At 44.4% G+C, this 22,884-nt stretch carries 22 protein-coding genes; 7 read left to right on the top strand and 15 right to left on the bottom strand.

Going from position 1 to position 22,884, the window contains the following annotated elements:
- Positions 1–16 precede the first annotated feature (16 nt).
- From AAEO56_RS02430 to AAEO56_RS02365, 14 genes are all read right to left on the bottom strand, one after another.
- A complete protein-coding gene (locus tag AAEO56_RS02430; RefSeq protein ID WP_341695424.1) occupies positions 17–259 on the bottom strand; it encodes a hypothetical protein in 243 nt (80 codons plus the stop codon).
- Positions 260–409: 150 nt separating this feature from the next.
- Positions 410–823 (bottom strand): DUF1801 domain-containing protein, encoded by a 414-nt coding sequence (locus tag AAEO56_RS02425; protein ID WP_341695423.1) that lies wholly within the window; start codon positions 821–823, stop codon positions 410–412.
- A gap of 7 nt (positions 824–830) precedes the next feature.
- On the bottom strand, positions 831–1,256 hold the full coding sequence (locus tag AAEO56_RS02420) for a hypothetical protein (protein ID WP_341695422.1): 426 nt from the start codon (positions 1,254–1,256) through the stop codon (positions 831–833).
- Position 1,257: 1 nt separating this feature from the next.
- Positions 1,258–1,803: a GNAT family N-acetyltransferase gene (locus tag AAEO56_RS02415; RefSeq protein ID WP_341695421.1), complete on the bottom strand. Its 546-nt coding sequence runs from the start codon at positions 1,801–1,803 to the stop codon at positions 1,258–1,260.
- Positions 1,793–2,359, bottom strand: coding sequence for a hypothetical protein (locus AAEO56_RS02410; RefSeq protein WP_341695420.1), 567 nt, complete (start codon positions 2,357–2,359; stop codon positions 1,793–1,795). Before AAEO56_RS02410 ends, AAEO56_RS02415 begins: the two co-directional genes overlap by 11 nt.
- Positions 2,360–2,413: 54 nt before the next feature.
- The gene (locus AAEO56_RS02405; protein WP_341695419.1) at positions 2,414–2,812 is read right to left on the bottom strand and encodes a hypothetical protein; all 399 of its coding nucleotides are present in this window, start codon (positions 2,810–2,812) and stop codon (positions 2,414–2,416) included.
- Between the two features lie 17 nt (positions 2,813–2,829).
- On the bottom strand, positions 2,830–3,159 hold the full coding sequence (locus tag AAEO56_RS02400) for a hypothetical protein (protein WP_341695418.1): 330 nt from the start codon (positions 3,157–3,159) through the stop codon (positions 2,830–2,832).
- Between the two features lie 2 nt (positions 3,160–3,161).
- Entirely contained in the window at positions 3,162–3,527 is a 366-nt protein-coding gene (locus AAEO56_RS02395; protein ID WP_341695417.1) for a DUF1304 domain-containing protein, read from the bottom strand.
- A 135-nt stretch (positions 3,528–3,662) separates the two neighbouring features.
- Positions 3,663–5,030: a 30S ribosomal protein S6--L-glutamate ligase gene (rimK, locus tag AAEO56_RS02390; RefSeq protein WP_341695416.1), complete on the bottom strand. Its 1,368-nt coding sequence runs from the start codon at positions 5,028–5,030 to the stop codon at positions 3,663–3,665.
- A gap of 303 nt (positions 5,031–5,333) precedes the next feature.
- The gene (locus AAEO56_RS02385; protein WP_341695415.1) at positions 5,334–6,515 is read right to left on the bottom strand and encodes a DUF3570 domain-containing protein; all 1,182 of its coding nucleotides are present in this window, start codon (positions 6,513–6,515) and stop codon (positions 5,334–5,336) included.
- 21 nt (positions 6,516–6,536) lie between these two features.
- Positions 6,537–6,746, bottom strand: a complete 210-nt coding sequence (locus AAEO56_RS02380) for a DUF4266 domain-containing protein (protein WP_341695414.1) — start codon at positions 6,744–6,746, stop codon at positions 6,537–6,539.
- 5 nt (positions 6,747–6,751) lie between these two features.
- Positions 6,752–7,675: an FAD:protein FMN transferase gene (locus AAEO56_RS02375; RefSeq protein WP_341695413.1), complete on the bottom strand. Its 924-nt coding sequence runs from the start codon at positions 7,673–7,675 to the stop codon at positions 6,752–6,754.
- 12 nt (positions 7,676–7,687) lie between these two features.
- A complete protein-coding gene (locus AAEO56_RS02370; protein ID WP_341695412.1) occupies positions 7,688–8,119 on the bottom strand; it encodes a thioredoxin family protein in 432 nt (143 codons plus the stop codon).
- A 151-nt stretch (positions 8,120–8,270) separates the two neighbouring features.
- Positions 8,271–10,820, bottom strand: a complete 2,550-nt coding sequence (locus tag AAEO56_RS02365; RefSeq protein WP_341695411.1) for an ATP-dependent Clp protease ATP-binding subunit — start codon at positions 10,818–10,820, stop codon at positions 8,271–8,273.
- A gap of 278 nt (positions 10,821–11,098) precedes the next feature.
- Between AAEO56_RS02365 and gyrA the strand changes: the two genes are divergently transcribed.
- A complete protein-coding gene (gene gyrA / locus AAEO56_RS02360; protein WP_341695410.1) occupies positions 11,099–13,690 on the top strand; it encodes a DNA gyrase subunit A in 2,592 nt (863 codons plus the stop codon).
- Positions 13,691–13,706: 16 nt separating this feature from the next.
- Positions 13,707–15,014 (top strand): tetratricopeptide repeat protein, encoded by a 1,308-nt coding sequence (locus AAEO56_RS02355; protein WP_341695409.1) that lies wholly within the window; start codon positions 13,707–13,709, stop codon positions 15,012–15,014.
- A gap of 66 nt (positions 15,015–15,080) precedes the next feature.
- Here AAEO56_RS02355 and pheT read toward each other — a convergent pair whose 3' ends face one another.
- A complete protein-coding gene (gene pheT, locus AAEO56_RS02350; RefSeq protein WP_341695408.1) occupies positions 15,081–17,507 on the bottom strand; it encodes a phenylalanine--tRNA ligase subunit beta in 2,427 nt (808 codons plus the stop codon).
- A gap of 165 nt (positions 17,508–17,672) precedes the next feature.
- Between pheT and AAEO56_RS02345 the strand changes: the two genes are divergently transcribed.
- The 5 genes from AAEO56_RS02345 (at position 17,673) to AAEO56_RS02325 (ending at position 22,769) form a co-directional block, all read left to right on the top strand.
- Positions 17,673–18,137: an N-acetyltransferase gene (locus AAEO56_RS02345; RefSeq protein ID WP_341695407.1), complete on the top strand. Its 465-nt coding sequence runs from the start codon at positions 17,673–17,675 to the stop codon at positions 18,135–18,137.
- Complete coding sequence (locus tag AAEO56_RS02340) at positions 18,134–18,664, top strand: hypothetical protein (protein ID WP_341695406.1); 531 nt, start codon at positions 18,134–18,136, stop codon at positions 18,662–18,664. The genes AAEO56_RS02345 and AAEO56_RS02340 overlap by 4 nt, the downstream gene beginning before the upstream one ends.
- Before the next feature lie 166 nt (positions 18,665–18,830).
- Positions 18,831–21,329 (top strand): M14 family metallopeptidase, encoded by a 2,499-nt coding sequence (locus tag AAEO56_RS02335; protein ID WP_341695405.1) that lies wholly within the window; start codon positions 18,831–18,833, stop codon positions 21,327–21,329.
- A gap of 1 nt (position 21,330) precedes the next feature.
- A complete protein-coding gene (locus AAEO56_RS02330) occupies positions 21,331–21,783 on the top strand; it encodes a hypothetical protein (protein WP_341695404.1) in 453 nt (150 codons plus the stop codon).
- A gap of 14 nt (positions 21,784–21,797) precedes the next feature.
- The gene (locus AAEO56_RS02325; protein ID WP_341695403.1) at positions 21,798–22,769 is read left to right on the top strand and encodes an endo alpha-1,4 polygalactosaminidase; all 972 of its coding nucleotides are present in this window, start codon (positions 21,798–21,800) and stop codon (positions 22,767–22,769) included.
- The last annotated feature ends 115 nt before the right edge of the window (positions 22,770–22,884 follow it).

Below are 22,884 nucleotides of genomic sequence, written 5' to 3'. Positions count from 1 at the left end.
TTGTCATTTCAATTCTTTATAAAACTTTAAAAGCCATTTCCGATTTGCTAAGGCTGATGATATGCAGGTCTTCTGAAATTGTCCCACCCCAGTATTTGTGTTCAACGTGTATGACAGAATCATTTACAACTTTCCATGTTCCTTCAACAATTTCATAATCTATGGGCGACGTTCCACACCACCCCGAATTTTGCTTTACCGTTAATACGCCATTTTTCCCGAATTTATAACCGCCGTCATTCTTTTTGAATTTGCGCACTTTTTCCCAGGTATAAGCTTCATTGTAATAATTTTTATACACCCATCAACCCTGGATCATTTCAATGTCGACTTTTCGAGGGACTGAATAGGACATCAACAGCAGTACTGCCAATAAGGCTAAAACTATTTTTATATTTCTCATAGATGTTTATTTCTCTATAAGTTCCAGCCATTGCCGTATAACATTTTGCAGGGCTTCTTTTTTTGAATTGAAGTCCTCCATTCCGGTTACCGTTACTATCTTGCGGCCATCGGTATACTTTCCTTCGAGAATTCCTGTTGCATCATTTAATTTCGCACCCGTAGGAAAAACAAGCAGTATCTCACCCGGCTTACGGACGTTATACACTACAATATCGCGTTTGTATTCCTTTGGGTCGAACGGTGCCATTTCGCCATTGTAATAAAACGCGGGCGAATTCCATTTGATGTGTTCGCTTATTTCGGGGTTTGTGCCTAAGATGGCTTCCCGCAAAACCTGCATTACATCCTTCATCGGATGTTCGGACGCCGTTATGAATTGCGTTACCTCCTCTTCGGGCGATAGTTTTGCTTTTGCCATTTTTAACCTAATATTTAATTGTGCTTTTTACGTTCCTGTAATACACCCGTCCCTTTAGGTTCATTAGCCCGTACGGAAGGCTTTGCCTTGGTTTTTTCCTCATATCCACTACGATGGTATGCTCTTTATCCCACGTGCCTCCACGGGTGAAGACCACAAGGCTGTCGGCAATGCTCAGGGAGTCCTTGTCATAGATAAGGAAAATATCTTCGCATTTTAGCCGGTCTTTCAGCAACCGCATTTCTTTTTTAGAAACATCGTCCTTTATCTCATCAATGCTGTATAATGCTTCGGTAAAATCCCTTTTAAAGAGTTTCCGGGCAACTGCTTCTATTTCGTCATTTTGCGTAACAATGGCATCCACTATATGCTTTTCCGAAGCGCAGGATAACAATACAAAGGAAATAAGGATTAACCAGGCTGATTTTTTCATTTTATAATTTTTTATATTCCTGCTTCAGCAACGAGTACATCACAGAGTCTTCCAGGTTGCCGCCTACGTTATAATGCTCCCGCAGTGTACCTTCAAACACAAACCCAAACTTTTTGAGGAGCTGTAGCGATGGCTCATTATCAGGGGCGGCAAGCGCTTCGACGCGGTGCAGTCCCATCTCATTAAAGCCATAGTCAATCACTGTGGCGAGGGCTTCCGTCATGTAGCCTTTGCGCTTGTCGCCTTCATGTTTCAGGTCGTAGCCAATTTCCGCGCGGTTGTGTTTTGGGAACCAGGTATGGTAGCCGCAGCCGCCTATTATCCTGCCCGATACTTTTTCTATCAGCTGGAAATGCACGAAGGTACGGTTATGCGTTGCAAGGCCCTTGCTGTATTTATCCTTTTCGATAGCAAGGTCTTCGGCGGAAGCCAGCCCAAGGAATTCCATGAGCTCACTATTGCCCATCGTTTCATGGATATGGTCATAAACTTCTGGTGTAAGTTTCCTGAGGATCAGCCGCTCGGTATGGAGTTCTTCAAATTGCATTTTGCTTTATTGCTTTCTTACTGAATACAATAATAGCGATTGAATTGATTATATACAAGAGGTAGCCGTATCTTATATCGCTGACAATGTTAATATTGCCATCCATAACCACGGTAATGAGGAGTGGCAATAATGCAAGCGATCCCGAGATCCAGGCCATTATGTTTATTAACTTTAACTTTCTTGTTATAGCAAAAACAAGTGACATTATGGAAGAAATTGCACAACCTGTAAAAAATAGAAAGAAATTAAAAAGGTTATCGGGAAAATCTTCAAATGGGATAGTTGCAAACTCCCATCCGCTAATATCAATAGTGTGTCGTTTTTCTATTGCAGTCCTGCTATCGGCTTTACTTTCTTCAGGTTGCCCTTTGATTTCGGCAGTATTGGTAAGATGGGAATGTTTCAAGTCGCCGGTGTCACTTTGAACTTCAGAAATTTCTGTCTCTACTTCATTAGCTTCTTCCCTTCTAAAAGAGCACATTTCAAAAAATGGGCAAAATAATATCAGCAAGCTAAGCCCCGCAAGTAGGCGTATGATGTTTTGTGTTTTCATGTAAGGTCTTTTTTGTTAAACGTAAAAACACATTCCTGTAGTACGTTGCAGATACTATTTACTTTCCATCAAAAACACCTCATCCACTCGCCTGAATTTCGGGTTGTTTGCCACCGTAACCTTTTGGACATAAGAGCTGTCCGTCACCTTGGTAATTTTCACAGTCATAGTTCCGGCCTTCAGTACCTCTTTATTGCGGGCGGACGTGGAAGCAGTGGGAGTCACGGTATAAGTGCAGTCGTCTATCCATACAAGGTCAAAATCATAGGTCTCGTCGCTTTCTTCCATCCTTTCGGTCTGCACATTGCCATCGCGCTTGATGATACATACTTTTTTGGATGCGGGGTCGGTTACTTTAAAGGTACCGTTCTTGAATTTGGCACAGCCTGTTTCCTGCGAGAAAGTAGCAAAAGAAAGCAGTAGTCCAAATAACAAAGTAATTTTTTGAATCATAAATTATTTTTTGCTTTTCAATATTTAATAACTAATGGTGCTAAGTGTCTGTCACCAGCAGGTAGGATAGATATTTTATACTCCTTACCTTTTTCAAATGCGAACGGACAACCACCTTGCCTACAAGTAAAATAATAATTGAGGCTGTCTATACTAACCCTGTAAACCTTTTTATCCGGCTTTTGGATGAAACTTGCTCCAATACCGTTATCCCCATCTATAAATATAGAAGTTATATAAATTTCTTGTTCAGACATAATCTCCCTTGAGGTTTCATCATATCGATAGCTGTACATCCCGCAGGATGTCAATAATACCGTAAGTATCACTGTCACTAATATCTTCATTACTACAATTTAAAATAAACAGCCAACAGCCCCAGTAATGCCGGGACCGCCTGTACATATAATATTGTTTTCTGAACTGTTGCCGCGCCATACGCGCCTGCTACGAACACGCATCCCAAAAAGAACATCGCCACATTAGCGCTCCAGTCTGTATTAGTTATGAGCAGCGACCATATCAGCCCGGCGGCAAGAAAACCGTTGTACAGTCCCTGGTTGCCTGCCATAGTTTTTGTTTTTTCAAACATATCAGTAGGCAGTTTGCGGAATACTTTGCGCGCACGGGTCATCCATCCGAACATTTCGAGCCACATAATGTAAAGGTGTATCACCGCTACAAAACCGATTATTATTTTTGAAATGATGCCCATAAGTGAGGATTTTTTGCCACGTATTACACTAATTTACACTAATTTAAAAAGCAACCCTAAGTCAATTTTATATAAAATTAAAGCCGTTCCTTAATAAATTTGTGAAAATTCGTGTAATTCGTGGCTAGACCTTTTTTATTTCCATTTAAAATTCTTCTCAATAGCGCTTATCATTGCTCCTGCAATATCTTTATTGGTCGCACCCTCTATGCCTTCAAGTCCCGGCGACGAGTTCACTTCGAGCAGCAACGGCCCTTTTGACGAACGGATAATATCCACGCCCGCGACTTTCAGGTTCATGGCTTTTGCGGCTTTTATGGCAATGCGCTTTTCGTCAGCGGTTGCCTTTATAACTGATGCCGTTCCTCCAAGGTGGATATTTGCCCGGAACTCGCCCGGCAATGCTTCGCGTTGTATCGTGGCAACCACTTTTCCATCGATTACAAAAAGCCTTAAATCCTTACCGTTGGCTTCCTTTATAAATTCCTGTACCAATATATTGGCATTAAGGCTCTTGAAGGCATTGATAACACTTTCGGCTGCTTTTTTTGTCTCTGCCAAAACAACGCCTTTGCCCTGTGTCCCTTCCAATAGCTTAACGATTAGAGGCGAACCCCCAACCATTTTGATAAGCTCATTGGTGTCGAGCGGGGAGTTGGCAAATCCTGTTGTGGGGATGTCAACACCACTGTTTAATAACAATTGCAGTGAATACAGCTTGTCGCGCGACTGGCTTATGGCCATAGAGGAGTTGAGGCAAAATACCTTTAGCGCCTCAAAATGGCGTGTAAGCGCACAACCGTAAAACGTCATGCTTGGCCTGATTCGGGGTATTACAGCATCGAAGTTGTTCAGTACCCTGCCGCCACGGTAATGTATCTCCGGGGTGTGTGCGTCAAGTTTCATGTAGCAGTCTTTCAGGCTCAGGAAGTGCATTTCATGCCCGCGCAATTCGCCTGCTTCCATAATTCGCTTGTTGCTGTACAGCTCCGGGTTACTTGCCAATAGCCCTATGCGGAGGCCCCTTTTTGGCTCTTCACCCTTGTCATAGTATTCCTGTAGCTTTTCATTTGTTGGCTGGCCAAGCAGGTATTTTTGCTCTGGATCGACCAAAATACGCCCGCTCATCGCCTCGCGGCCCAGCAGCATCCGGAAACCCATGGAGTCACGGTTAGTCAGTGTCAGTTCCACTTCCCAGCGGGTTTCGCCTACCTGTGTCTCTGCCCGTATTACATAGCGCTGCTCCCGGAAACCGCTGGAGCTCTTCACAACGCGCTTGTCTACCAATGGCGCCTCGCAGTGTATTACGGTCTTTACATTTTTCTGGATGGGATTGATGTCGAATTTTACCCATTTTTCCCCTTCTTTTTCAAAGGGCACTATGTTCACAGCATGTAGGGCAGAGGTCTTTGCCCCTGAGTCTACACGAGCCTTAATGGCGTGAATACCAAGCTGCGGGAACGAGCACCACTCTTCACTGCCTACGATAACTTTATCAAGCATTTTTTGATCTATTATTTAACCTAAATTACTACTTTTTTTAATAGTGGCGGGGGATTGGTAATTATTTATCAAAAAAATAATATGGCCTCATCCCGTCCCTCTCCACACGATGCTGACGCTCCGGACCGGCAAAGCAAAGCAGGGAGGAGCCACAGTCACTTCCAATAGGCCCTTATCCGGAATATCGGGTTGTACATTTATGGCGTTAGTCCCATCTTCACCAGAAGGGTATGGCTAGCATCAGCTAAAAATAAAAAAATCCCAAAAGTGTATTTTGGGATTTCTATTAGTGTTTTACAGGCCTTACCTGCAACGTATATTTATGCTGATGATATCTGAAGTGAGGCTGTTTGACCGTGTATAATGGCCGTACCGTATCTCAAGCATATTGAAGTGTTTTATACCAAACACGCCATTTACAGGGTTGAACCTAAAACCGGCGCCATAGAAACTACTGTCGAATTTCGAGAGGTCATAGTTACTGGTATAAAATTCGTCCTGGCTGTCATGTTTTTTGTAAGCGTCAAAATATTTGGCCGCAGTCTGGGTATAGTACCTGTAAAAAGGGCTTATCGAAAAGAATGGCGAGATCTTAACGGGCACCTCCAGGTCGGCGGTGTGGGAGGTAAGCTTCCAGTCATCGGAATAATAGCGGTAATAGGCCCTTATGATTATGTTGTCCCCCAGGAAGTAACTCGCACGAAGGCCCAATGGAATTTTAAGCCTGCTATCCGGAAGCTTTTCCTGGTGTACCGACCCGTCTGAAAAATACACCCTGTGGAATGGCAGGCTCAGGTAGCCCTGCTGCGTGACTATGTCTGCCATGACCATTACCTGGAAATTTTGGTTGATTACCTGCGAATAGCCCAGTGCCCCTGCAAATGTATTGCGCCCTTCTGTACCGCCGTAGCCATTGGCCGATCGCAGCTCTATGGGGGTGATCAGTTTCACCTGGTCAAGGTAGGTTTGTAATTTTGCAGTGAATTCCCCGTTCCTGTCTTTGGTTTTTTTAGCATAGTTGATGTTTCCGCCAAATGACTGGTAGTCATACTCCGTGGAAGATGAAACGCCAACGCCAAGAGTAGTCCCTTTTTCTTCGTTTTCCCTTGAATAACTTAAAGACGGATAAAAACGTATATCCGATGATGATGCTGATGAATTGGCCTGCAGGTCGACCATATCGGATGAGGCCGATGTGTACTGGTCGATCCCGGCTTCTATCGTAAAATTATGCTTTATGCCGGTCTCCCCATACTTTACCAGCTTAACATCCAGATTGTTTGATATATCGGTTAGCTCCTGCGTTCCTATACCGCCCGTCACAGCTGCGTTATTACCGTCCTGCTTGTAGTAGCTGGAGATAAGGTTGATCTCTTCTATCTTTAATTTTTTGGCTTTATAGGCTGTAGAATCAGCGCTCGGCTCCTGTGCATGGGCACGCATTAATCCCAAAAGGGCAAAACCTGTAATGAATATCCTTTTCATTGAACTGTTTTTAAGAAATTATTAATTACAGCCGCAGCCACCGCCGCTTTTGCCACTGTTAGCGCCTGAAGACCCTTCACGGTACGACTCGAAGTTAAGTTCCGTTTTTTGGATCTTACGGTTAGAGAGCGCCATTTCTGAATCATTGATCTTGTTTTTTTGGTATTCCTTTACGGATGTGCATGAAACCAAAGAGGTAAAGAGTATCAACCCTGTCAATACGTATTTCATGTTCTTTATTTTAGGTTAATGTTTTTCGAAGTGTACATGTTGTTGCTGTCATCTATAATAATGCAATAAAGCCCCGGGACCTGGTTTACCAGGTGCAGCCCCGACTTTATCCCCATTACTGCAATAGGCGTTGCCATGGCATCGGCAAATTCTGCATTGTCCGATATTATAGTCACGCTTTTTATTCCCGAAATCGGTAGCCCGGTCTTGGGGTCAATGGTATGCGAATACTTTTTTCCACCGATCATCACATACTTTTCATAGTTTCCCGATGTAGCTACTGCCTTTCCTGAAATGTCCATATAGGAAAAAACTTTCTCCGGGCTGTCCGGGTTGGATATCCCAATGCGCCATGGCTTGCCCGAAGGCTGCAGTCCCCACGCTGTCAGGTCGCCGCTTGCATTAATGATGCCACTCGTAACTCCATTAGCGGCCAGCAGGTTTTTAGCCATTTCGGCAGCATAGCCCTTACCGATACCCCCAAACCCGATGCGCATACCTTTCTCTTTCAAAAACACAGTACCGTCTTCGGGATTCAGGATAATATTATTATAGTTGATAAGGTATACTTTTTTTAGGGCCTCTTCCTTAGAAGGCAGCGCGGTCATCTCCCTGTCAAAATTCCAAAGGCTTTTATCGAGGCTGCCATAGCTAATATCAAATGCGCCCTGTGTGATCTTAGAGATAGCTATGCTTCGTTCGATAAGGCTGTAAACCTCTCTGTCTACAATAACTGGCTGTATACCTGCATTGTTATTGATAAGGCTTGTCTGGCTGTCTTCTTTAAATGTGGTGAGCAGCTTTTCAATCCTTCGTATTTCAGCAATTGCAGTATCGATATGCTGTTGGGCTGCTGTATTGTCTTCATCTACAACAGTAATGGTAAAATTGTTACCCATCAGCTTCAGCGACTGCGAATAATCCGGCATATTCAGGAATTATTATTTATTGGCATCACAAATGCCCTTAATCTCCTTTGTCCATTTATCTACAGTAACGGCTGGCTTGCCTTCCCATGATTTGAGCACTTTGCCGTCAGCGTTCAGTAGTAGTGTGTAAGGGAATTTCCCGTCCTTATTATACTTTTCGGCCAAAGCTTCGTTTCTTTTTACCTGTTCCGGGGCCAGCTGGTTTTTCTTTTTTCGCGGAAAGTCGGCATTCACCATAACAAGATTTGTCTTTGCCATTTTCAGGAAATCCTCATTTTCCAGGTATTCCTTTCGCGTAAGTATGCAGGGCGCACACCAGTCGGAGCCCGAAAAATTCAGCAGGATGAGCTCGTGCTTTTCCTTAGCGGTTTTTTTTGCATTCTCAAAGTCCGGCTCCCATTGTAACTGTATCGAAACCAGGAGCAGAAGGGCAAGTAATTTCATAATTCAGAGTTTTATTGCTATTGTAAATTAACGAAGATTATTTGTGAATATTTTATATTTTACGATTAAAAAATGAGCTGTGTTTTTAATTAAAAAATCCCTGAAGCGATTATGCTTCAGGGATTTAACTATTTAAAACGGATATAAATTCTTAACTCGCCGGGTTTTCGGCTTTTCTCACTGTCACTGTCAGCTCGGTTGCGTTATCATCAAGGTCCAGATAAATCTCGTCGCCTCCTGAAATTTTAGATGTAATGATCTCTTCTGCAAGCGCATCTTCCACATATTTCTGGATAGCCCTGTTCAAAGGCCTTGCTCCATATTGCTTGTCAAAGCCTTTATCTGCGATAAACGCCTTTGCCTTATCGGAAAGGGAAACGGTGTAGCCAAGGTCTTTAACCCTTGCATACAGCCTTGCCAGCTCGATTTCGATAATCTGGTCGATATGCTCTTTCTCAAGAGGGTTGAATACGATAATATCGTCGATCCTGTTGATGAATTCCGGAGCAAAAGTTTTCTTAAGCGCGGCTTCGATAACACCTTTGGTATGGTCGTCTGCCTGTAATTTTTTGGCCGAAGTACCAAATCCTACACCCTGCCCGAAATCTTTCAGCTGGCGTGCACCAACGTTGGATGTCATGATGATGATAGTATTCCTGAAGTCAATCTTACGGCCTAAGCTGTCAGTAAGGTAACCATCGTCCAGTACTTGTAAAAGCATATTGAATACATCCGGGTGGGCTTTCTCGATCTCGTCAAGAAGTACCACACAATACGGTTTCCTTCGCACTTTTTCGGTAAGCTGCCCGCCTTCTTCGTAGCCAACATATCCCGGAGGCGCTCCCACAAGCCTTGATATGGCAAATTTCTCCATATACTCGCTCATGTCGATGCGTACCAGGGCATCTTCGCTGTCGAATAGCTCTTTGGCAAGTACTTTGGCCAGCTGTGTTTTACCAACACCGGTTTGCCCAAGGAAGATGAACGATCCTATCGGTTTGTTAGGATCTTTCAGTCCTGCACGGTTACGCTGTATCGACTTGGCAATTTTGGCTACAGCCTCATCCTGCCCGATAACTTTACCTTTAATAAGCTCCGGCAGTTTTGCCAGCTTGTTGCTTTCGGTCTGCGCAATACGGTTTACCGGTATGCCTGTCATCATCGATACTACATCGGCAACATTATCTTCGGTTACAAGGATGCGGTTCGATTTGGACTCTTCTTCCCACTGCTCCTGGGCAATGGCAAGGTCTTTTTCGATGCGTTTCTCATCGTCGCGAAGCTTGGCTGCCTCTTCGTATTTCTGTTTTTTGACTACGGAATTTTTCAGTTCGCGTACTTCCTCCAGCTGCCTTTCAAGGTCGAGTATCTGCTTCGGCACATCGATATTGGTGATGTGCACGCGCGATCCAGCCTCATCCAGCGCATCGATAGCCTTGTCCGGAAGGAAACGCTCGCTCATATAGCGGTTCGTCAGCTTCACGCACGCCTCGATAGCCTCATCGGTGTAGGTAACACTGTGGTGGTCTTCGTATTTGTTCTTGATGTTGTTCAGGATCGTGATGGTTTCCTCTACCGATGTAGGCTCCACGATCACTTTCTGGAAACGCCTTTCGAGTGCACCGTCTTTCTCGATATACTGGCGGTACTCATCCAGCGTTGTAGCGCCGATGCATTGTATCTCGCCCCTTGCCAAAGCCGGTTTGAACATATTGCTGGCATCCAGTGAGCCCGTAGCCCCACCTGCACCTACAATAGTGTGTATCTCGTCTATGAAAAGGATGATATCGTCATTCTTTTCCAGTTCGTTCATTACCGCTTTCATACGCTCTTCAAACTGGCCGCGGTATTTTGTCCCTGCAACCAGGCTGGCAAGGTCAAGCGTAACCACGCGTTTGTTGAACAGTATGCGCGATACTTTTTTCTGTATAATGCGCAGGGCAAGTCCTTCGGCAATAGCCGATTTACCAACGCCGGGCTCACCGATAAGGAGCGGGTTGTTCTTTTTCCTGCGGCTCAATATCTGCGACACGCGCTCAATTTCCTTTTCACGGCCAACCACCGGGTCCAGCTTGCCTTCTTCGGCAAGTTCGGTCAGGTCACGGCCGAAATTGTCAAGTACAGGCGTTTTGGATTTTTTGTTGGCTTTGGCGCCTGAAGAAGGATTATTGAAGGTGCTTTCGCGCAGACTGTCATCTTGTCCTGCATCGTCGTTATACGACTCTGCTTTAGGAAGGTTTTCCAGGTATTCTTCTTCGTTTGATGTCATGCTGATAAATTGTTCTTTAACTGTTTCGTAATCGATTTTTAACTTGTTAAGCAACTTTGTGGTAGGGTCATTTTCATTACGTAAAATGCAAAGCAGCAAATGCGCCGTGCTTATTGATGTGCTCTGAAATACCTTGGCCTCAAGGAATGTAGTCCTCAGGGCGCGTTCTGCCTGGCGGGTCAAATGAAGGTTCTTTTTTTCATTATTGCGCTCGGCATTTGGGTTCGCAGGGCTTAATATCTCTACTTTTCTGCGTAAATGATCAAGGTCTACAGAAATGCTGTTCAGTATCGAAATGGCTTTTCCGTTCCCGTCTCTCAAAATTCCTAACATTAAGTGCTCCGTTCCAATAAAGTCATGGCCCAGCCTCAGCGCTTCTTCTTTGCTGTAGGTGATCACGTCCTTGACCCTTGGAGAAAAATTGTCATCCATAATGTTATTTTTAATAATGTAAATTTATGCAATTAAACAGGATTTTGCAAAAACCATACCTAACAATCGGTAGTGTCAGCCTGAAAAAGCACTGTCAGGCTAATTGACAAAAAAAATCCGGAAAATAAAAACGATTTAATATTACTTTATTAACTATTACCTGACGCTATTCTGTTGATAAAACGCTAAAAAAATTACCTGTAAAGCCTTTAGATGCTGTTTAAATTGTGTATATTGGCACGTTTTGTATTAACTATAATTTTATAATATAACTACTTATGTCTGAAGGAGAAAAGTTAATTCCCATTAACATAGAAGACGAAATGAAATCAGCCTACATTGACTATTCAATGTCGGTTATTGTCTCAAGGGCGCTTCCGGATGTGAGAGATGGGTTGAAACCGGTTCACAGAAGGGTACTTTACGGAATGTATGAATTAGGAGTCCTTTCTAACAGGGCCCACAAGAAATCCGCAAGGATCGTAGGAGAAGTATTAGGTAAGTATCACCCGCACGGTGATACGTCAGTATATGATGCCATGGTGCGTATGGCCCAGGAATGGAGCCTTCGCTACCTTTTGGTAGACGGGCAGGGTAACTTTGGGTCCGTAGATGGCGACAGCCCTGCGGCAATGCGTTATACCGAGGCAAGGATGCGCAAGATATCAGAAGATATCATGGCTGACCTTGATAAGGAAACGGTTGACTTCCAGTTAAACTTTGATGATACGCTTTACGAGCCAACCGTGATGCCTACAAGGGTGCCCAACCTGCTTATCAACGGCGCTTCGGGTATCGCGGTAGGTATGGCAACCAATATGGCACCGCATAACCTTACCGAGGTTATCAACGGTACGCTGGCCTATATAGACAACACGGATATTGAGATAGACGAGCTTATAACGCACGTAAAAGCGCCCGATTTTCCTACAGGGGGTATCATCTATGGCTACGAAGGCGTGCGTGAGGCATTCAAGACAGGCCGTGGACGTGTGGTTATCCGTGCGAAAACCAGTTTTGAGGAAGTTGACGGAAGAGAGTGCATCATTGTAACAGAGATTCCGTACCAGGTTAACAAAGCCGACATGATCAAGAAGACGGCTGACATGGTTAATGAGAAAAAGATAGAGGGCATTGCCAACATACGTGACGAATCTGATCGTAATGGTATGCGTATCGTGTATATCCTGAAAAGGGAAGCGGTGCCAAATGTAGTGCTTAATACACTTTATAAGTTCACGCAACTGCAGTCGTCTTTCAGTGTGAACAATATTGCGCTTGTTGCCGGAAGGCCGCAAATGCTTAACCTGAAAGACCTTATCCATTATTTTGTGGAGCACAGGCACGATGTGGTTGTGAGGAGGACCAAATTCGACCTTCGTAAGGCAGAGGAAAGGGCACACATATTAGAAGGTTTGATCATAGCCTCGGATAATATCGATGAGGTTATCCGTCTTATCCGTGGGTCTAAAGATGGTGAAGAAGCGCGTGGCAAATTGATGGAGCGCTTTAACCTGAGCGAGATCCAGGCACGTGCTATCGTAGAGATGCGTTTGAGGCAGCTTACCGGACTGGAGCAGGACAAGCTAAGGGCAGAATATGAAGAAATAATGAAATTGATCGCCGAATTGAAAGCCCTTTTGGAAAGCAAAGACCTAAGGATGGAGCTTATCAAGCAGGAGCTTGTGGAGATAAGGGACAAATATGGCGATGCACGCCGTTCGCAGATTGAATATTCCGGTGGCGATGTGAGCATTGAAGACCTTATTGCCGATGAGAGCGTTGTCGTTACCATATCCCATGCAGGGTATATTAAGCGTACGCCGCTTTCGGAATATAAAACACAGAACAGGGGAGGCGTGGGCCAGAAAGGTGTTACAACACGCGACCAGGACTTCCTGGAGCACCTGTATGTAGCGACCAACCACCAGTACATGCTCTTCTTTACCCAAAAAGGAAAATGTTTCTGGATGCGTGTTTACGAAATCCCTGAAGGTACAAAGACCAGCAAAGGCCGTGCTATACAAAACCTTATCAATATCGAGAATGATGATAAGGTGAAGGCATTCATCTGTACACAGGACTTGAAAAATGAAGAATATACCAACAGCCACTATGTGATCATGGCTACCAAGAAGGGTATCGTTAAGAAAACTCTGCTGGAGCAATATTCACGCCCAAGGCTGAACGGTATTGCCGCCATAACTATACGTGAGGATGATGAGCTATTGGAAGCAAAACTGACCACAGGCGAGAGCCAGGTGCTTATTGCAGTGAAGTCGGGCAAGCTGGTACGCTTTGAAGAAGGCAAGACAAGGCCGATGGGGCGTAGCGCTTCGGGTGTTCGTGGTATAACACTTGCTGACGATAACGACGAGGTAATTGGCATGGTTTCTGTAAATGACATGAGCAGTGAGATACTTGTGGTGTCCGAAAATGGATACGGCAAGCGTTCGAGCCTTGACGATTACAGGATTACCAACAGGGGTGGAAAAGGTGTAAAAACCCTAAACATCACTGATAAGACTGGCCGACTGGTATCGATCAACAGCGTTACCGATGCGGACGACCTTATGATCATCAACAAGTCAGGGCTTACGATTAGGATGATGGTTTCCGACCTCAGGGTTATGGGACGCGCCACACAGGGTGTACGCCTTATCAATATAAAAGGCAGCGACTCTATTGCCGCGGTAACCAAGGTGCTTCGGGAAGAAGATGCCATTGAGGAAGCTATCGAAGAGATCATTGGCGAAGTAGGAGAAGACGCCCTTCCGGCAGATATGCTCGACATAGCGAAAGAAGGTGTTGATAACGAGGACGCTGACGAAGAAGGCGATGCTCCTGAAGAAGAACAAAACGAAGAGTAATATTAAAAATAACTATATGAAAAGTAAATATGCAATAGCAGCAGCTTTACTCCTTTCAATTAGTGCTTTTGCACAGAAGGATGAGATTAAAGGGCTGAAAAAAATTATAGAAAAAGACACTCCCCCTACGAAAGAGGATTTTCAGAAATTCAGGGAACTGATAGCGGCTGGTGAGCCAAAAATGGCTACAGCAACTAATGAGCAGAAGGCGGATTTTTACTACTATAAAGCTTCTGGAGCAACGACTGAAATGATGTTGAATCCTATGGTTTTGGCAAACCTTCAACAGGCTTCAAAATTGATCGGTACTGCTGTCGATGATATGAATAAAGTCATTGAGTTGGAAAGAACTGGTAAAAAAGAGCATACTATCACAATTAAGGAAGAATTTCTTCCCAGGTTAAAAGGATTGGTTGGTACGATAGCTGCGCAGCTTGTAGATCAAAAAATGTATAAGGAAGCAGCTTCGTTATATCAAATTGCCTACAAAGCTGATACCAATGACAAAGCACAATTGTATAATGCAGCAGCTATGGCTGTGAACGGACAGGATTATGACAATGCCCTTGAATATTATCTTGAGCTTGATAAATCGGGTTTTACAGGCGAAGGTACCGTATTTGTAGCAAAAAATAAAAAAACAGGCCAGGTAGAGGGTTTCCCGAATAAAGCTTCGCGCGATATTGCCGTACAGGCAGGTGAGTATGTTGAGCCTAAAGAAGAAAAACTACCATCCTTAAAAGGAGAGATCACTAAGAACATTGCGCTTATTTACGTTCAGAAGGGTGAAAATGATAAAGCCAAACAGGCAATGGCTGCAGCAAGGAAAAACAATCCTGATGATGTAAGCCTTATTGTATCTGAAGCTAATATCTATTACCAGGCTAAGGATATGGAAGGTTACAAGAGGCTTATTGCCGAGGCTGCCGCCAAAAACCCTACTAATGCAGAGCTGTTCTTTAATTTAGGTGTGGTTGCTTCGACTAGTGATATTGCAGAAGCGGAGAGGCAGTATAAAAAAGCCCTTGAGATTGACCCTAATTTTGAGCCTGCACTTGTTGCAATGGGAAGCCTTGTGCTTACAGATGAAAAAAAGATCGTTGATGAAATGAACGGCCTTGGCAACACTGCTAAAGACAACCAGCGTTATGATGTTCTGAAAAAGCAAAAGGATGGCCTTTACCTGAAGTCGCTTCCGTTTCTTGAAAAAGCGCATAAATTAAAACCGGATAACCAGTACACGATTTCCCTGCTTGCGGGAATCTACCAGGCGCTGGAAAGAAATGATGACTATAAAGCCATGAAAGCAAAAATGAAAGCGTAATGACTTTCTTATAAAGCAAAAAATCCACCGCATGCGGTGGATTTTTTTTGGTATAATATCGGTGGATTATCTCAATTGCGCTCCCGCCTGTGTTTCGAGGCTCTGCCTTATCTTGCCCATGATTTTATCGATCTGCTCATCGGTAAGTGTTTTAGCGCTGTCCTGTAATGTAAAGCTCACTGCGTAGGATTTCTTGCCTTCCGGAAGGTTTTTGCCTTCGTAAACATCGAACAGGTTGATATCTTTAAGCAGCGATTTTTCTGCCTGCCTTGCAATGGTATAGATGCTGTCGAAAGTGACATCCGTATCAACCAACAGCGCAAGGTCCCTTCGTACTTCGGGGAATTTGGATATTTCGGTATATTTTATCTTGCCGGATACAAGGCCTATGATAGCGCCCCAGTTGAAATCGGCAAAGAATACATCCTGCTTAATGTCGAACTGCTTGAGTACATTCTTTTTTATAGAACCGAATTCCACCAGCACATCATTTCCTGATGCAAATGCCGCACCTTCACTATAAATGTCGGACGTTACCGGTTGCGCCTGGATTTTATTAATGCCAAGCCTTGTCAGTATAAGGTTCACATAGCCTTTGAACATAAAGAAATCGGAAGGCCTTTGTCCGGTTTGTGTCCAGCTTTCCGGCAGGCGGCTGCCGGTAACGGTAAGCGTGAGGTGCTTGTTCTCATCATAACCGGACGGCATCTTGTGGTAGCTTTTACCGAATTCAAACAGTTTAAGGTCGGCTCTCTTCCTGTTGCTATTAAAAGACACCGCCTCCAGCGCACTGAACAGCAGCGACTGCCTCATGGCAGATAGGTCGTTGCTCAATGGGTTCAGCATCATTACATTGAATTCCTCTTTAAGGTTTTCCGACAGTTTTACATAATCCGGTGTGGTCAATGAATTGGCCATCATCTCGTTAAATCCGAGCGATACCAGCTGCCCTGCCACAATGTTCTGAAGTTTGTAATCTTCGGTACGGCTGGCATTGGATATCGAAGCATTCAGCTTCGTGGTAAAGTTGATGTTATTATAGCCGTAAACCCTTAGTATTTCCTCGATCACATCAATTTCGCGGGTCACATCCACACGGTAGGCGGGAACGACAAGCCCAAGGCCTGCGTCTGACATGGTGCTTATCTTGATGTCGAGCGATACCAGTATTTTTTTGATGGTTTCTTTTGGCAGTTCCTGGCCGATTGTGCGGGTTACATTACTGAAATTAAGCAATACCGAATGGTCTTCGAGTTTTTTAGGGTAAATATCTACCACGTCTGATGTAATCTCTCCGCCTGCGGTCTCTTGTATAAGGATGGCAGCCCTTTTAAGCGCATATTCTGCAATGGTTGGGTCGATGCCTCTCTCAAAGCGGAAAGAAGCGTCTGTATTGAGGCCATGGCGTTTAGCGGTCTTCCTGATAGATACGGGGTTGAAGTAAGCGCTCTCCAAAAAGATAGTAGAGGTAGTTTCTGTTACCCCCGAATTTTTCCCTCCGAAAACACCCGCGATACACATAGGGCCGTTCTCGTCGCAGATCATCAGGTCTTCTTCGTGGAGCGTCCTTTCCACATCGTCAAGCGTTGTGAATTTGGTGCCTGCCGGAAGCGTTTTTACGATAACCTTATTGCCTTTTATTTTTGCAGCATCAAAGGCGTGGAGTGGCTGGCCAAGTTCGTGAAGTACGTAATTAGTTACATCCACCACATTGTTCTTTGGCGTAAGCCCAATCGCTTTCAGCCTGTTTTGCAGCCATGATGGCGACGGTTTTACGGTTATTCCCGAAAGGGTCACGCCGCAATACCTTGGCGCCAGCTTGCTGTCTTCCACCTTCACGTCCATTTTCAGGGTGCGCTTGTCGATGCGGAAGTTGCTTACGGATGGTGTAAGCAGCTCGGTATTTACATTTTTCTGGGTAAGCCCTGCACGGAGGTCGCGCGCCACACCCCAATGGCTCATGGCATCAGCGCGGTTTGGCGTAAGCCCTATCTCGAAAACCTCGTCACTTTCAATGTTAAAGACTTTCGAGGCAGGCGTACCCGGCTTCAGGTCTTCCTTCAGGATCATGATGCCGTCGTGGCTTTCGCCGATGCCCAGCTCATCTTCGGCACATATCATGCCGTGGCTTTCTTCGCCGCGTATCTTTCCTTTTTTTATCTGGAAGGCATTGCCCTCTTTATCATATAATGTTGTCCCGATGGTTGCCACAGGGACTTTCTGGCCCACGGCTACATTGGGTGCGCCACAAACGATCTGTACCGGTGTGCCGTCGCCAAGGTCAACCGTAGTGATGCGTAGCCTGTCGGCATTCGGGTGCTGTATGCAGGTAAGCACATGGCCTACAACCACACCCTCGAGCCCGCCTTTAAGTGACTCGAACTTGTCAACTCCCTCTACCTCAAGGCCGAGGTCGGTAAGCAGGGCAGCCGTTTCTTCAGATTTCCAGTCGAGTTTTATAAATTGTTTTAGCCAGTTATAGGATATACGCATCAGTAAATGTTTTTAAAGCACGCAAAGATAATAATTACGGGGGAAAGATTGGCTATATATAAGTAGTGAAAGTTCTGCTAAAAAACAAAAAGGCCGGAGCCTCTTATTAATTAAAATACAAAATAATAATTTACAAATTTGCAAATTATTTTTGTATATTTACATATGGAAATAACTCATCTGGCAACATCCAAAAATAAGGAAGTTGTAATAGAATTAGTAGAAGAAGCAGACTACGGGTCTCTGACAGAGGCTGAATACCATTTCGATTGGCTATCAGAGAAAGGAAGCGACGTTTATAAATTGAAATTTCCTGATAATGATGAAATTTTGGGTTTAATGTCACTAAAGGTTTATGCAGCAGAAAAGAGGATTGAAATAGTATTGTTGGCATCATCGGTCAAAAATACAGGGAAAGGTAAAGAATATGAAGGGATAGCAGGGAATTTGATTGCATTTGCGTGTCGGGAAGCTAATAAATTATTCGATATAGATGCGTGTGTTTCACTACATCCAAAAACCGAAATAAGAAGGCATTACATAAAACAATATGGATTTGAAAATGCAGGAATACAAATATTCCTTGATGGTGTTGCATTGTTTAACCTACTTACAAAATTTAAAATATGAAAACCGATAAAATATTAGAAAAATATAGCCCTGAAGAAATAGCTGATTCAATAGTTTTTAAAAATCCCATCCCTGACATAGAAAAGCAGGAAGCTTCTAATGAACTGGCAGAAGCAAGGAAAAGAAACAGGGCAAATTTAAGTGAAAAAGATAAGCTGTATGCTAAAGTCCTTCAGTTACGATTCTTAATGGAGGATTACGCTAATTCAGATGTATATGATGAAACAAGAACATTTGCATCGTTCCTGAAAACATATATCAAACTCATTTATAAAGTAAATAAAAAGTTTGCTCAGGATATTGACCTAAAAGAAACTGAATTGAGTTTAATTTTAAGGGAACGCCGTTTGCCAACTGAAAAAGTGATTGTGCGTTTGGAAATACATTCCAACAATCTTATTCCGGCTTTGAGTTGGTTTAAAGTTGTAGAAAAACAGCGGGAACATGAACTTGAAAAAGATATTGAATTCAGGCAGGAACAAAACAAACATGTTAAAAACCGTCTTGAATTTGGAAACGTAGTTTAATAATTACACATCGAATAGATTAGCTCCTGTTTTGGGAGCTTTTTTTATGAATCAAATTAGCTGCTTGGACTAAGATACTACAAGTTAACAAATTATCAAACAGGCAATTTATCATCAGAAGAAACATTCATAAATTCCTTACATTTGGTTTTTTAATATCCCTTCCATGAAGCATTATTTTTATGCCCTCGCTTTATTTTTCAGCATTACGTTACAGGCACAGCTTAAAAGCCCTGCTGAATTCCTTCCTAATTATGGAAAACAGGTAAGCTATTACTACCAACTGGAGAATTATTTCGGTTACCTGGTGCAGAATTCCGGGATGATGCAGCACAAGCCGTACGGGCAGACCAGCACGGAGCTCGGCCTGAATGCCTATATCATTTCGACACCCGAAAATTTAAAAGAAATTGAAAACATACGCCTTAACCACCTGTACAGCATCGGGATGGGAGGCAAGCAGGTAAATGTAGCCGACAAAGCCATTGTATGGCTGAGCTTCAATGTGCATGGTAACGAGCCCGCTGCTGCCGAAAGCGCCATGAGCGTTGCTTACGAACTGGTCAACCCAAAAAATGCTGCCACCAAAGAATGGCTTAAGAATACTATCGTGATACTCGACCCATGCCTTAACCCCGACGGTTATTCCCGCTACGGAAATTGGCTCAGGGATATTTCGGGGAAAGAACCTAACCCCAATGCATCCGACAGGGAGCACATGGAACCGTGGCCGGGCGGGAGGCAGAACCATTATGCCTATGACCTTAACCGCGACTGGGCATGGCAGACACAGATTGAAACACAGCAGCGTGTGACGCTATATAACGATTGGATGCCAATGGTGCATGTGGATGTGCATGAGATGGGGTATAACGAACCGTACTTTTTCCCGCCTGCTGCAGAGCCGATGCATGATTTTATTACGCAGGGGCAAAAGGATTTCCATAATGCGATAGGGGAGATGACCTCTAAAAAGTTTGATGCACAGGGGTGGAATTATTACACCCGCGAACGCTTCGACCTGTTTTACCCAAGCTATGGCGATACGTACCCAAGCTTTAACGGCGCTGTGGGAATGACGTATGAGCAGGGCGGCATTGGTGCAGGCAGGGCCATCACGATGTCAAACGGCAACCTGCTGACACTACAGGACAGGATAAACCACCATACTACCGCTGTGCTTACTGCCGTAGAAACCGCATCGTGGCAAAAGGACAAGCTGGTGCGCAATTTTCGGGCTTATTTTAAGGATAGCAGGGAGAACCCGAAAGGAAAATACAGGACGTATGTCGTGAAGAACAGCGGCAAGAACGAAGAGCTGGCACTATTGCTGAAACGCAACAGGATACAATTCGCATACGCCGATGAAAGCAAAAAGCTGTCGGGTTACAATTACCAAAGCGATAAGGAGAAAGAATTCACCATAGAGCCTAATGACATGATCGTTTCGGCGAACCAACCGAAGTCGGTGCTGGCGCAGGTATTGTTCGAGCCCGCACAGCGGCTTACCGACAGCCTGTCGTATGACATTACGGCCTGGGCGCTGCCGCATGCCTATGGCGTTGAAAGCTATGCCCTGAAGAAAGACATTGCTATCAAAACAAAGGCACTGGTATCGCAAAAAGGCAAGTTTGAATATGAAAGGATATATGCTTATTATGTGCCGTGGAATGGGAGGGCATCGGCAAAGGTGCTGTCACTGCTTTTCAAAAATAATATAAAGGTGCGTTCGTCAAGGAAGGTATCGGCGTTCAGGGGGATAAAAGTAAGCCCGGGCGATCTGGTTATACTGAAAGGCGACAACCCGCAGATAAATAATTTTAAGGAAACCATGAATGCCTTACTTGAGGATAAGCCCGACTATGAGGTGATAGAAAGCGGTTTTTCGCTAAGCGGCGCCGACCTTGGCGGGGAATATTACCCATTGCTCGAAGCTCCAAAAGTGTTGCTTCTTGCAGGCAATGGTGTAAGCGCGACCGATTTTGGGCAGGCCTGGTTTTACATGGATGAAGTTATAGACTACCCTGTAAGCATTGTGGATACGCAAAACCTCGGCAGGATAAAGCTTTCCGATTTCAATACTATCATACTCCCGGACGGTTATTATGAGCTTAGCGACGGGCAAAAAACAGGCATCGACACTTTTATAAACGATGGCGGCAGGGTGATAGCTATAGCCGGTGCACTGAACCTTTTTGAAGACAGGGCAGGCTACAGCCTCACGCGATTTGCCACAGATGCCGACAAAGACCTGGCAACAAAAGAGGAGGATGAGGAAGCCCTGAAAGCCCGTTATTATGACTACGAGAATGCCGAGAGGCGTGCCATATCGGGTTCGGTGCCGGGCGCGATAGTGGAGAATATGCTTGACAAGACGCATCCGTTGTCGTATGGTTTGGGCGAAAGGTATTTCAGCCTTAAGACAACCGACACCCGCTACCAGCTTTTGAAGAACGTATGGAATGTGGCCTATGTCCCGGCAGGGTATAAGAACTTTGGGTTCATTGGCCGCAGCCTGAAAAAGAAACTGGAGAACACGGTAACCTTTGCGGTAGAGCAAAAGGGCAGGGGCGCGATAATTTATATGGTAGACAATCCACTGTTCAGGGGATTCTGGGAGAATGGGAATTTGTTGTTTAGCAATGCATTATTCCTTGTAGATTAGTATGGAAAGATATATGCCAAAAACCGTCCGGGTCGCAACGCTTTTCGCTGTGCTGATGCTTGGCGGCCCTTTTCTTAAAATCCCCGGCGAAACCATAGATAATGGATCACACATGCACGTAATGTATGACAGGCTGAGCGGATATGACGTTGTCATAGAAACCGCGATGGCCTATGGACAGCCAAACTTTTCATCAGGAGAGGGTATTATGGTATTACTTATAATTGTCTTTGGTATTGCGGCTTTAGTCCAGTTCGCAGGTGCAATGGCTATGAAAGGGCGTATCGTACTCTATACGGCTATATTTATATTTGCCGGATTATTTTCTGTGCTGATATTCATGTACCGCAATGATATGCTTTACATTGTTCGCTGGGGATGCTACGCTTACCTTGCGATACAGGCGTTGCTCATTATAATTGCCGGAAATAAAAGACCTAAGACTACGTTATAATTTAAAAGACCCCTATGAAAACTTTCCTTCCATGCCTTTTGCTGCTGCTGCTTGCAGGTTGCGGCAGCGATGATTCCGCTTCAAACAATAACAATGAAGACCGCGATTACAGGCAGGATATGCGCGATTTTGTCATTGGCATCAGCCAGACAGCAAAAGTGGTAAACCCTAACTTTGCGGTCATTCCACAAAATGGCATTGAGCTTGTTACGCTGAATGGCGAAGAGAATGGCGCACCGGCAACGGCTTACCTGAACGCAATTGATGGTAACGGGCAGGAAGATCTTTTGTATGGTTATGATGACGACAACCAGGCCACACCAACGGACGTAACCAATTACCTGAAAAGCTTTCTCGATGTTTCTAAAAATGCAGGAAAAAAAATACTGGTGACGGATTACTGCTGGACAGCGGGCAAAATTTCCAACTCCTACACCCGCAATGAAGCTGCGGGCTATATCTCGTATGCCGCTGAAGAGCGCGACCTCACAACGATACCATCAGCTGCCCCGCACAATGAGAATGCAAATGTGATCACTTCACTGGCCCAGGCGAAGAACCATATTTTCCTGATCAACCCTGAAAATTATAATACGAAGCAGCAGTTTATCAATGCGGTGACTGCCACCAATTATGATGTCGTGATCATGGACCTGTTCCTGGAGGATGAACCCTTTACAGCGGCTGAAGTGAACCAGCTCAGGAATAAAGCTAATGGTGGCAAGAGGCTTGTTATCTGCTACATGTCGATAGGGGAGGCTGAAGATTACAGGTACTACTGGCAAGATAGCTGGAACACTACCAGGCCGTCATGGATAGCCGCCGAAAATCCTGACTGGCCCGGCAATTATAAAGTGAAATACTGGGACACCGAATGGCAGGGCCTCATTTATGGACATAGCGATTCATACCTAACGAAAATTACCAATGCAGGTTTTGACGGCGTGTACCTCGATATCATTGATGCTTTCGAGTATTTTGAGTAGCTGCCTAAATTTCAATGAAGCCAGTATTTAACTACATAGGACATATCCTTAGAAGGTGACCTTAAAATCCAGCAAAGTAATACGGAGTATGAAGCTTTACTTCACTATGTGCGCT

Source organism: Flavobacterium arundinis, from assembly GCF_038289855.1.
GTDB lineage: Bacteria > Bacteroidota > Bacteroidia > Flavobacteriales > Flavobacteriaceae > Flavobacterium > Flavobacterium arundinis.
The sequence above is the reverse complement of the archived record's forward strand: the minus strand, read 5'-3'. Positions and strand labels throughout refer to the sequence as shown.